At 44.6% G+C, this 11,800-nt stretch carries 9 protein-coding genes, 1 tRNA gene and 1 rRNA gene; 3 read left to right on the top strand and 8 right to left on the bottom strand.

The genetic code is table 11. The annotated features are described in order from the left end of the window. Positions 1–81: 81 nt before the first annotated feature. The 5 genes from argH to argC all read right to left on the bottom strand — a co-directional run bounded on the left by argH (position 82) and on the right by argC (position 5,546). Positions 82–1,449, bottom strand: a complete 1,368-nt coding sequence (gene argH / locus L1D21_RS00055) for an argininosuccinate lyase (protein WP_239843177.1) — start codon at positions 1,447–1,449, stop codon at positions 82–84. A 72-nt stretch (positions 1,450–1,521) separates the two neighbouring features. After that, positions 1,522–2,739, bottom strand: coding sequence for an argininosuccinate synthase (locus L1D21_RS00050; RefSeq protein ID WP_239843176.1), 1,218 nt, complete (start codon positions 2,737–2,739; stop codon positions 1,522–1,524). Positions 2,740–2,803: 64 nt separating this feature from the next. After that, entirely contained in the window at positions 2,804–3,709 is a 906-nt protein-coding gene (locus tag L1D21_RS00045) for an ornithine carbamoyltransferase (RefSeq protein ID WP_239843175.1), read from the bottom strand. A gap of 40 nt (positions 3,710–3,749) precedes the next feature. After that, on the bottom strand, positions 3,750–4,535 hold the full coding sequence (gene argB / locus L1D21_RS00040; protein WP_239844147.1) for an acetylglutamate kinase: 786 nt from the start codon (positions 4,533–4,535) through the stop codon (positions 3,750–3,752). Positions 4,536–4,565: 30 nt separating this feature from the next. Further along, a complete protein-coding gene (gene argC, locus L1D21_RS00035; RefSeq protein WP_239843174.1) occupies positions 4,566–5,546 on the bottom strand; it encodes an N-acetyl-gamma-glutamyl-phosphate reductase in 981 nt (326 codons plus the stop codon). A gap of 490 nt (positions 5,547–6,036) precedes the next feature. Between argC and ppc the strand changes: the two genes are divergently transcribed. Continuing rightward, positions 6,037–8,673: a phosphoenolpyruvate carboxylase gene (gene ppc, locus L1D21_RS00030; RefSeq protein ID WP_239843173.1), complete on the top strand. Its 2,637-nt coding sequence runs from the start codon at positions 6,037–6,039 to the stop codon at positions 8,671–8,673. After that, positions 8,673–9,215: a DUF1439 domain-containing protein gene (locus L1D21_RS00025; RefSeq protein WP_239843172.1), complete on the top strand. Its 543-nt coding sequence runs from the start codon at positions 8,673–8,675 to the stop codon at positions 9,213–9,215. Before ppc ends, L1D21_RS00025 begins: the two co-directional genes overlap by 1 nt. 86 nt (positions 9,216–9,301) lie before the next feature. Here the strand turns inward: L1D21_RS00025 and L1D21_RS00020 are convergent, their stop codons facing one another. Beyond that, entirely contained in the window at positions 9,302–10,576 is a 1,275-nt protein-coding gene (locus L1D21_RS00020) for a CinA family nicotinamide mononucleotide deamidase-related protein (protein ID WP_239843171.1), read from the bottom strand. A 149-nt stretch (positions 10,577–10,725) separates the two neighbouring features. On the opposite strand from L1D21_RS00020, the gene L1D21_RS00015 reads away from it, so the two are divergent. Beyond that, positions 10,726–11,229 carry a type VI secretion system tube protein Hcp gene (locus L1D21_RS00015; protein ID WP_275658869.1) on the top strand — a complete coding sequence of 168 codons (504 nt, stop codon included), beginning with the start codon at positions 10,726–10,728 and terminating at the stop codon, positions 11,227–11,229. Between the two features lie 231 nt (positions 11,230–11,460). Here L1D21_RS00015 and L1D21_RS00010 read toward each other — a convergent pair. Further along, a tRNA-Asp gene (locus L1D21_RS00010) sits at positions 11,461–11,537 on the bottom strand. 36 nt (positions 11,538–11,573) lie between these two features. Beyond that, positions 11,574–11,689, bottom strand: a 5S ribosomal RNA gene (gene rrf, locus L1D21_RS00005). Between the last annotated feature and the right edge of the window lie 111 nt (positions 11,690–11,800).

The following is an 11,800-nucleotide window of genomic DNA, read 5'->3' as shown; positions in this document are numbered from 1 at the left end:
ATAGCGCCAATTTTTTGATGCTATAAATTTAAAAACGAAAAAAAACCTGCATCTGCAGGTTTTTTTGTTCAACTGATACGACTATTTTTGCTGTTTTGCACTCAATGCTGCTTTTACTTGTAGCAATGAGGTACCGCCTAGTGCTTCACGTTTTGCTAAACAAGAATCAATTGTTAAACAATCATATACATCTTGTTCAATGCTTTCAGCGAAGGTTTGTAACGCTGCAAGTTCAAAATCTTCAATCGGCTTCTTCTCGGCAATGGCGGCAACAACAACCTCCCCCACGACATGGTGTGCCTCTCTGAACGGCATTCCTTTCGCCACCAGATAATCGGCTAATTCAGTTGCATTGGCGTAACCTTGCTGCGCCGCGCTATAGGTATTTTCACGGTTAACCTTTAAGCCAGATAACACTAAGGCTGCCATCTCTAAGCAAATAGCCCAGCTATCCATCACATCAAATAGGCCTTCTTTGTCCTCTTGCATATCTTTGTTATATGCCAAAGGTAAGGCTTTCATTGTCGTTAAAATGCCCACTAATGCACCGTAGACGCGACCTGTCTTACCACGAATAAGTTCTAACGCATCGGGGTTTTTCTTCTGTGGCATCAATGAAGAACCTGAAGTCACATCATCGGCAAGATCGATAAAGCCTGCTTCACCACTGTTAAAGAAGATAAGGTCTTCCGCCATACGGCTTAAGTGCATCATGCTAATCGAAGCGTCACTACATAACTCCATCACATGATCACGATCCGATACTGCATCTAAACTGTTTAATGCTGGTGAAGCAAAATCTAACGACTTAGCCAACACATAGCGATCCATAGGATAAGCGGTTCCTGCCAAGGCGCCACAACCAAGAGGACAGGTATCGGCGCGCTTGAGGGCATCTTGCAGGCGGCTAATGTCTCGCTCGAACATTTCAACATAGGCTAAACACCAATGACCAAACGCCACAGGTTGAGCACGCTGAAGGTGGGTATAACCCGGCATTACGGCATCCAGTTCGCGCTCGGCTAAATCCAATAAGGCAGTCTTTAACTTAATCAGCAGCTCAAGCAGAGCATTGCCCTCTTTCTTACACCATAACTTAAGATCCGTCGCCACCTGATCATTACGCGAACGACCTGTATGTAGCTTCTTACCTAAATCGCCTACTTTAGCGATTAATGACTGCTCTACAAAGCTGTGAATATCTTCCGCGCCTGACGCTAAAATTAACTCTGGCTTATCTTTAACTTCATCAAGCAATTGATTCAAAGCTTGTTTAAGCTCAACACACTCAACATCAGTTAAGATGCCCACTGCCGTGATCGCATCGGCCCATGCTATCGAACCGACAATATCTTCTTCGATCAAACGGTAATCGACGGGTAATGAATCATTAAAAAGTTTGAACAGTGCACTGCTCTCTTGACTAAACCTTCCACCCCATAACGCCATCTCGACATCCTCTTTGATTTAATAAAATTAAGGGGCGTATTACGCCCCTTTGAAAACGATAATACAGTTCGCTTATTGCGCTTTTAGTGCGCGAATACGACTCGCAAGCGAGTACAAACGAATAAAGCCTTCGGCATCTTTTTGGTTATACACATCATCGGCCCCAAAAGTAGCAAACTCTTCTGAGTACAAGCTATTAGGCGAACGCTTCTTAACGGCTTGTGCTTGGCCTTTATATAACTTAATGACCACTTCACCGTTAACCAGTTTAGCTAATGGCTCAGACGCACCAATCAAGGACTCACATAATGGAGTGAACCAACGACCGTCATAGACAAGATGCGCCATCTTAGCGCCAATCTCTTCACGCCATTCACGACTAGTCTTATCTAACACTAATTCTTCGATGGCACGTAGTGCGGCAAACATCACGGTTCCGCCAGGAGTTTCATAACAACCACGTGATTTCATACCAACAAGACGGTTTTCGGTGATATCAATACGGCCTACACCATGTGCACCGGCTATCTCATTGAGTTTCATTAATGCGGTATATGGCGATAATGCTTCACCATTTACTTTCGTCACACGACCCGCTTCAAGTTCAAGTGAAACATACTCTGGCTCATTTGGCGCGTCTTCTGGCGCCACTGTCATGGTCCAAACACCTTTGCTTGGCTCGTTCCATGGATCTTCTAGCTCACCACCTTCATGAGAAATATGCCACGCATTAGCATCACGACTGTAGATCTTAGTTGCTGAAGCCGTGGTCTTAATGTTTCTTTCGGCAAGGTAGTCGAGCAGGTCTTCACGACTGACCATTTCCCACTCACGCCAAGGAGCGATCACGGTTAAGTCTGGAGCCAATGCCGCAAAGCAGCCTTCGAAACGCACTTGGTCATTACCCTTACCAGTACAACCATGACATACCGCATCAGCACCCACTTTACGGGCAACCTCAACCTGAGCCTTAGCAATAATAGGACGAGCCATTGAGGTACCTAGCAGGTAAGTGCCCTCATAAATCGCTCCGGTTGCGATAGTCGGATAGATATAGTCCGCAACTAACTCTTCTTTTAAATCGACGATATAACATTCAGAAGCGCCCGAAGCTATCGCTTTCTCATGTAAGCCTTCTAGCTCAGCGTCGCCTTGTCCAACATCGGCACAAAAAGCAACGATCTCACAATCATCATAGGTTTCTTTTAACCAAGGAATGATCGCCGATGTATCCAAGCCACCAGAGTAGGCCAGTACCACTTTTTTAACGGATTTCTTTTCAATAGACATTACTTAATTTCCTAATCAATTTGATTGAACGCCAACGCCTTCAACAACATATTTGGACTAACTGTTAACTCAATAATGTAACTAATACTGCGTTTTGTGCATGCATTCTGTTTTCAGCTTGCTGCAGAATCAACGAGCCTTCGCCATCAATCACCTCAGCAGTGACTTCGATACCACGATAAGCCGGTAGACAGTGCATAAAGTATTTGGCTCCCGCCTTATCCATTAACGCCTTGTTCACTTGATAAGGTTCAAACTTGGCTTTAATTTCATCTAGACTGACATTGTCTCCCATAGAGATCCAAGTATCTGAATAGATTGCATCTTGTGCTTGGATCTGCTCGATATCAGAAGTCAGAATTAACTCACCACCATGCTGTGCAGCTATCTGCTGAACTTCTAGCACCACCTCACCATCAGGGAAATGACCGGGTGGGCAGATAACTGTCATGGTTGCACCTAATAAGGCCGCACCATACATCAATGAATGGGTCACGTTATTGCCATCACCCACATACGCCAGCTTTACTTTACTCAGGTCATCAAACTGTTCTGCTAAGGTTAGGAAGTCGGCTAAACCTTGGCATGGATGATATAGATCTGACAGTGCATTAATTACCGGCACGGTGCCATGTTCGGCTAACTCTTCAATTGTCGAGTGAGCAAACGTTCTCGCCACAATCGCATCGGCCCAGCAAGAAATATTACCGGCGAAGTCGGACACAGGTTCACGCTTACCTAAAGCACCATTTTGTTGATCAAGATAGAGACAATGGCCACCCAATTTATTGATACCAATGTCAAAACTTACACGAGTTCTTAATGAAGGCTTCTCGAATAACATCACTACGCTTTTGCCATCCAAAGCTTTACGATAATCGTTTGGATTAGCTTTAATCTGTTTCGCTAGCGCAAGTAGGTCAAGCAGTTGCTTTTGGCTTAACTGATTGATCGATAAAAAATGCTCCATTCATGACTCCTGTAAATATCTTTCTATTAAATAGTTCGCTTTAATGTGGTTGCACTTGTGTTCCTACAGCCTCACCTTTCTCTAATGCCGCCAATTGCTCGGCATCGCGCCAGGATGCAACTTGCACCGCTTGGCCTAACCACTGCGCTACTTCTAATGCCGCCTCAACTTTGACCTTCATGCCTTTCTCGATAACACCGAGTTTAGTCAGCTCATCTGCGTGCGCTTTTGTTAATGAAGGGATTAATTGCCCCTTACCATCGAGCACGCCACTCACATCAGATAGCAACACCAATTTACCGTTTACCAGTTTGGCTAAAACCGTTGCCGCCTGATCTGCATTCACATTCAATAGTTGGCCTAAATCATCCACAGCAATCGAACTGACAATCGGCATCCATCCTTGCGCCAAAATAAACTCTAAATAGGTGGCGTCTTTAGGGCTAACTTCACCGACAAAACCTAGTTTTTCATCTTTAACCTGTGCCGTAACAATTCCGCCATCGGCTAAACTCATACCCACACAAGTAATACCTGCTTTTAGTGCCGCCGCTTGCAATACTTTATTTGATGTCCCCGCCAAGGCCCCGACGACCACGGGTACTTGCTCGGCCGGAGTGACTCGAAGTCCATCCAACTTTACGGTTTCCATGCCGTTCGCTTTTAGTTGTTCATCAACTAGATAGCCACCACCATGCACCATAATGACCGACTGCCCCGATTTAATAATATTGGCAGCTGTGGCCATTAGTCTCGCCATACCCATTTCGCACTGCATCAGGGCACCACCAACTTTTAAGACTAAGGTATTTTTTTCAGCAGACATCATGACAACTCTCTTTAAAAACGATACGAATTAATAATTAAAATGAATTTTGATACATTGATGGGCTTGGCTTGCTGCACCTTTCATCAAGTTATCTATCGCACTGGCGACCACTAAATAACCCGTCTGAGGATCAAACTTCCATCCCAGCAAGCAGTTCGGTGTGTTTACCACGTCATCCACTTTCGGAAATTGATTTTGATAAACATTCACGAGTGCAGACTCATTATAGACACTGTAAGCCTGTGCAATATCAGCCTCTGTCACATCCGCTTTTAACTGCACGGTTATCGTTGCCAAGATACCACGTTTGAAGTTACCAAGATGAGGAGTAAAGATCACCTCTTTGCCTAATTGTGTAGCAATTTCAGGTTGATGCCTATGACCTAGTACACCATAAGGTGTCAGGCTGACTTCACAAAAGCTAGTGTGTAACTGTGCTTTTCTGCCTGCACCAGTCACACCACTCACGGCATTAATAACAGGTAAGCCATCACCTAATAGATCACTCAATGGTTTCAGTGCCGTCAACGATGCTGTTGGATAACAACCCGGTACTGCAATCATTTTAGTCTTAGCGATCGCATCAAAATTCCATTCAGCCAAACCATATATAGCTTGCGATAAAACCTCAGGATAGACATGTTCAAAACCGTACCATTTCGGATATTGCGCCGCATCGGCAAAACGGTATGCACCGCTTAAATCAAATACGCTTAAACCTTTGTCATAAAACCAAGCCGCCAAATGTAAACTCACGCCATGATCGGTTGCCAAAACCACCGCATCCGCTTCGGCTGCAATCGTTTGTTTTGCATCATCAGAAAGGGGCTCAAGAGGCAATTTGATATGACTATATACCGGATAAAGTTCGGCTAAGGCTTTACCTTTATCTAGACTATTTTCAGATACATACAAACCTTGAACGCTCAAGTTAGGATCGGCCTGAATTAACGATGTGATCTGCGCACCTGTGTAACCACTGGCGCCAATGATAGCTATACTTTTCATGCTTTTTGACTTCTATAAATTAACGGTAAAGAAAAAAGAGGGGGCACAACTTTAGCCCTGGTAGAGATACCAATATGACAAGTTTATCGTCGCAGGAAGTTTTTACAGATCACCTTATCATCAATTTTTAAGTATGAAATATTCATTTTTCTTCTCAATCATGAACCTTAAATAATGGCGCTTACTTAGCTGATTGATAGACTATCACGATAAATTATTTATGCAATATGATTGAATATATATTTAATTAAAAATATGATGATCTCACAAAACTAATACGAACTTGTTACGATTGATGCCTTTACCAATCAAATTAGGCTAGCACATAGCAACATATTTTGATTGATCCGGCGCAATTATTAACCAAAACAAAACAAATATCTCATGCAAGCAGATGGAGCAGCATCACACATTATCACTGTGCGCGTTATTGACCTTGTTTCGATAGACGCCTATTGTGACCAATCAATAAAAGAAGTATGGAGCATTTATGGCAGATATGTACGCATCGCTAAGGTCTAACGTAGGAACTTTAGGTCAGATCTTAGGCGATACTATTCGCACTCATCTAGATGAACCTTTTCTAGAAAAAATTGAACAGATTAGGCATTTAGCCAAGAGTTCACGTCGTGGCGATGACGCCGCTCGAGAAGAGATGTTAACCCTATTAAATGCACTCCCCGACGATGAGCTTGTTCCCTTCGCCAAAGCGTTTAACCAATTTCTGAACCTTGCCAATATTGCCGAACAGTTCCATACCATTAGCCGTAACTGCGACGAGCTCGTTTGTGTACCCGACCCCGTCGACCAACTCTTAGGCCGTATGCTAAATGGTCGTGTCGATCAAAGTAATATGCTCGAATGCCTGCAAACCCTAGATATCGATTTAGTCTTAACCGCACACCCTACCGAAATATCCCGTCGGACCTTAATTCAAAAATACTCTGCGGTAGTCGATAGCCTAGCGACACTGGAAAACCCACAACTGACAGATCGCGAAAGAAAACAGCATCATCTCAGATTACGTCAACTGATCGCTCAAATCTGGCATACCAACGAAATTCGTAATGAACGTCCGACACCGGTCGACGAAGCCCGATGGGGATTAAGCACAATTGAGGCTTCACTTTGGCAAGCCATTCCAGACTTCTTACGTCAACTGAATGAACAAGTTGAGGAGCGAACTGGTAAACAGATCCCCACCGATATTGCTCCGGTTAGATTTTCAAGTTGGATGGGTGGAGACCGCGACGGCAATCCATTCGTCACCGCAAAAGTAACCCAAGAAGTGCTCGATCGTAACCGCCACACAGCAGCAAGATTGTTCCTTAAAGATGTGGTGTTACTGGTCAACGAGCTGTCGATGAAAGAAGCCAATGCTGAATTACTGGCGCTAACCAACAACAGTTACGAACCTTACCGAGATGTATTACGCGATTTAAGACAAAAGTTGCGAGATACCATTGATTATCTCAACTTGCGTATAGAGGGACATTCACCCGAGGTCGATTTCAGTCAAATTATCTGGCACGAAGACGACCTTAAACAGCCTCTGACCTTACTTTATAACAGCCTCTGCGATTGTGGTATGAGCTTGATCGCTAACGGTTTGCTGTTAGATATGTTACGTCGTCTGGCCTGTTTTGGCATTCACATGCTGCGCTTAGATATCAGACAGGATGCCCAACGCCACAGCGATGTTGTCGCTGAACTGACCCGTTACTTAGGTTTAGGCGATTACAATCATTGGGATGAAAAAGAAAAACAAGCCTTTTTGTTACGAGAGCTTACCGGTAAGCGTCCACTGATCCCAAACAACTGGCAACCTAGTGATGATGTCGCTGAAGTACTCAACACCGTAAGATTAGTTGCCCAGCAATCATCTAAGGCGCTTGGCTCTTATGTTATCTCAATGGCCAGCCAGCCATCAGATGTATTAGCGGTGCTGTTACTGCTAAAAGAAGCCGGTTGCCCGCACCCGATGCGAGTCGTGCCTCTCTTTGAAACCTTAGATGACTTAAATAATGCCGCAAGCTGTATGACAGCACTGTTCCAAATCGACTGGTATCGTGGCTATTGTAAAGGCATCCAAGAAGTTATGATCGGCTACTCTGACTCGGCAAAAGACGCCGGTGTGATGGCTGCGGCATGGGCACAATATCGTGCTCAAGAGCAATTGGTACAAGTATGCCAACGTGCCGATATCAAACTTACGCTGTTCCATGGTCGCGGTGGCACTATCGGTCGTGGCGGCGGACCAGCACATAAAGCCATCCTTTCTCAGCCTCCGGGTTCAGTCGATGGTCGTATACGTGTCACCGAGCAAGGTGAGATGATCCGCTTCAAATTTGGCCTGCCAAAACTTGCAGTACAAAGCTTAGCGCTATACACCTCAGCGGTGATGGAGGCCACATTGCTACCACCACCGGAGCCCAAAGCCGAGTGGCGAGATGTCATGGAGCGTCTGGCTGCGGATTCGGTTCAAGCCTATCGTGGCATAGTCAGAGAGGAGCCTGACTTCGTTGCTTACTTCCGTGCCGCCACTCCTGAAGTCGAGCTTGGAAAACTGCCTTTAGGCAGTCGTCCAGCCAAACGTCGCGTCGATGGCGGAATTGAGAGTTTACGTGCTATTCCTTGGATTTTTGCTTGGTCACAAAACCGCCTAATGCTACCCGCATGGTTGGGCGCTGGTGAAGCATTGCAAGCCGCGAGCGATCGCGGCGAGTTACCCATATTGCAAGAGATGGAACAAAATTGGCCCTTCTTCGAAACCCGTATCTCTATGCTGGAGATGGTTTACGCTAAAGCCGAGCCTAATCTCGCTAAATACTACGAAGCTTGTCTGGTACCCAAAGAGCTACATCATCTAGGCGATGCCTTACGGGAGCGATTAGCTACAGGGGTTAAAGCAGTCTTAGCCCTCACCCAATCTGAAGCCTTAATGTCTCATACACCTTGGAATAGAGAATCTATCGAACTGCGTAATCCGTACATCGATCCGCTCAACTTCCTGCAAGCAGAACTGTTGGCAAGAACACGTAAGAATGAAACCTCATCCAGCAATGTTGAATTAGCATTGATGCTTACCATTGCAGGCGTTGCCGCAGGTATGAGAAATACCGGCTAATGACAACCTTGAAGTTATTTATGTTCGTCTCTGTGCTGTTGTTGACTGGCTGTGTCAGTCAATACAGCATCAGTGAGAAACAGCTGGCTGAATATCTTAACGATGAGATGCACTTCGAAGTTAAACAGGGTAATCGACTGTTTGGTATTGAGCTCAAGGTAAATGATGTCGATGTCATTCTGGGTCAAAAGCCTAACACTATGGCTATCTTAGCCCATAGTCACATCAAGGTGCGCAACCCATTAATGCCCATCGATGCCAAACTAACGACCCAGTTTGAAGCTCAACCCTGGTATGACTCAGAGAACCACAGCGTATACCTTCGTCAGCTGAGCCTAACCAAAGTGGAATCAACACCTAAAGATATAGAAAAAGCCATTAAACCTGTAGCACCACAGATCATGGCATTCCTGACTCACTTTTTAGAAACCCAACCGGTTTATGTGTTAAACACTAAGGAGAGCAATCAAGCCTTAATTGCTGAAATGACCAAACGTATCGAAGTAGTCCCGGGCGAATTAAAGCTGATTTTTACCGAATAAGTGTTATCAGCCAGATAAAATAAGCCATCAAACTCGATGGCTTATTTTCTATTTATCGATTATTTCTGTATATGAGTGCGACTCTGTTATTTGGTAAAACGCTGATAGGAGCCATAATCGACAATCACCGCTTGCTGTAACAGTTCACGTCTAAGCATATCTAATGCTACTGCAGTACTGAGTGCCCGTACTAATTCTCTTGAGCGAGCAGAAAACTTCAACATTTGACTATATATACCCTGTCGCGTTGCTAATGCTATCGCCACTGTACCTACAGGTTTCTGTTCACTTCCACCATCAGGCCCTGCAATACCACTAGTCGCTAGCGCATAATCACTATCTAATAATTGACGTGCGCCCGCTGCCATCTCTTCTACCGTAGCAATAGATACCGCACCATGATCATCTAATGTTACAGGACTCACTCCCAGCACTTTAACTTTAGATTCATTACTGTATGTCACCAAGCCTTGATGTAAATAAGCTGAGCTTCCCGCAAATGCCACTAATTGACTGGCGATCATGCCGCCGGTACAGGACTCCGCAATACTCAAACTTGCGCCAGATTCAATCAACAATGTGTGTATTACCTTTGCTAAAGAATCGACACCTTCAGCAACAACGCAATGTCCTATATGTTGCTTAATGGTCTCTGTGACCACTGGTAATTGCCCTATTGCATTATCACCACGAGCAAACAACTTGATCTCGATATAAGGCATAAAAGAACGATAGCCCATAGTGATGCCTTCGGGCAAAGGAAGACTCGATAACTTATCGGCTAACACAGATTCACCATGGCCTAGAGTCAACAACTTTCGAACGGATACGGCAGCGTGCTCATCGACTTGAGACAAGACAAAAGGAATAAACTGCTCATGAACCATTTGTTTAAATTCAAACGGCACACCGGGAGTAAAAAATAACCAAGCTCTATTTAACTTAACTCTAAAGCCGCAAGCAGTACCAACAGGATTATCCACCATAACCGCAGATTCAGGTAACATTGCCTGCTTCAAGTTACTATCTGTCATCACTCGACCATTACGGCTAAACCACTGTTCCAGCCTTTGGCGCCACTCGGTAAACTCAACCAGTTTTTCCTCCTTAGCCATCGCCATAGCTAAAGAAGACAGATCATCCGATGTTGGTCCAAGACCACCATTAACCAAGATAATATCAGCATGTTGACTACGCTCTTCAAAGGTAGCCACCAAATCTTCTAATCGATCACCCACTGTGACCCGACGTTGCATCTCAATACCATGATCCATTAGCACATTAGCGACCCAAGCCGCATTAGTATCGACTATTTGCCCAGCCAATACTTCTTCGCCGGTACATATCATCTCAATCTTCATAGTTATCCTTTACATCATTCCTAGCTATAAATTTAAAAATCAGCTAGGGCAAGCATCCGACCACTGGCAATTTTCCAGCCAAACCACAGCTGCAGACTAAACTAATTAAACCACCTTGGTAAGTCATACCATATTTAGAGGCCAACAAAATGATGAATAAATTAATCTTGTCGATAGCCCTTAGCATATGCACATTTACGACGTATGCCGCTGTCGATATGTTTCTTAAAATCGGTGATATTGAAGGTGAAAGCCAAGATATTGACCATAAAAATGAAATTGATGTCCTAGCATGGTCATGGGGCACCAGTGCTGACTCACGACGAATCTGCATCCAAGATCTGTCTGTCACCAAATGGGCTGACAAGTCGTCACCAGCACTGTTAATGAACCAAATAACTCATGTGAGCTATCCTAAAGCAACATTAACAGTAAGAAAGGCGGGAGCAAATCCACTAGAATATATCATCATCGAAATGACTGATGTCTATGTGTCTTCGTTGTCAAATGGTGGTTCAGGAGGAGAAGACAGATTAACTGAAAATATCTCTCTAAACTTCGATCAATTAAAATACACCTATTTCCCACAAAGTATAGATGGCTCACCAGCAGAAAAAGTTGAGGCAACCATTAGCAGTGAAAAATGTAACTAAGCGCCAAACTGCTTTCTCCCAAATACAAAAAAGCCTCGTCATTTCTGACGAGGCTTCGATGTAATTGGCGGAGCGGACATGATTTTGCAAGAATGAACCCGCGTCTCCGGCGTGAGAGGCCATCGTGTCTAAATTAATTTCTAAAGAGAAGCTCAATCCACTGAACCACCACTCTTCCTATGCTCCAAATACAAAAAAGCCTCGTCATTTCTGACGAGGCTTCGATGTAATTGGCGGAGCGGACGGGACTCGAACCCGCGACCCCCGGCGTGACAGGCCGGTATTCTAACCAACTGAACTACCGCTCCTTTAGTAAAACGCTTACGCGGGATACTAAATTAGGCGCCTGGAAATGACCTACTCTCACATGGGGAGACCCCACACTACCATCGGCGCGATTGCGTTTCACTTCTGAGTTCGGRATGGGATCAGGTGGGGCCACAATGCTATGGTTTCCAGACAAAAAAGGAAATTTGAAAAGCTGCTCTCGTCTCTATTTCAAAAACAAGAGATATAAAATGGGTTCACACTCAATCAAGTGCCTGTATTCTTTTGTTCAAGTATCACCATC

This window comes from Shewanella sp. Isolate11 (genome assembly GCF_022398315.1).
Lineage (GTDB): Bacteria > Pseudomonadota > Gammaproteobacteria > Enterobacterales > Shewanellaceae > Shewanella.
The sequence above is the reverse complement of the archived record's forward strand: the minus strand, read 5'-3'. Positions and strand labels throughout refer to the sequence as shown.

Bases quoted from the DNA above. Each gene is read 5' to 3' on its own strand.
- argH (WP_239843177.1), bottom strand. From the start codon at position 1,449: ATGGCGTTATGGGGTGGAAGGTTTAGTCAAGAGAGCAGTGCACTGTTC.
- L1D21_RS00050 (WP_239843176.1), bottom strand. From the start codon at position 2,739: ATGTCTATTGAAAAGAAATCCGTTAAAAAAGTGGTACTGGCCTACTCT.
- L1D21_RS00045 (WP_239843175.1), bottom strand. From the start codon at position 3,709: ATGGAGCATTTTTTATCGATCAATCAGTTAAGCCAAAAGCAACTGCTT.
- argB (WP_239844147.1), bottom strand. From the start codon at position 4,535: ATGTCTGCTGAAAAAAATACCTTAGTCTTAAAAGTTGGTGGTGCCCTG.
- argC (WP_239843174.1), bottom strand. From the start codon at position 5,546: ATGAAAAGTATAGCTATCATTGGCGCCAGTGGTTACACAGGTGCGCAG.
- ppc (WP_239843173.1), top strand. From the start codon at position 6,037: ATGGCAGATATGTACGCATCGCTAAGGTCTAACGTAGGAACTTTAGGT.
- L1D21_RS00025 (WP_239843172.1), top strand. From the start codon at position 8,673: ATGACAACCTTGAAGTTATTTATGTTCGTCTCTGTGCTGTTGTTGACT.
- L1D21_RS00020 (WP_239843171.1), bottom strand. From the start codon at position 10,576: ATGAAGATTGAGATGATATGTACCGGCGAAGAAGTATTGGCTGGGCAA.
- L1D21_RS00015 (WP_275658869.1), top strand. From the start codon at position 10,726: ATGATGAATAAATTAATCTTGTCGATAGCCCTTAGCATATGCACATTT.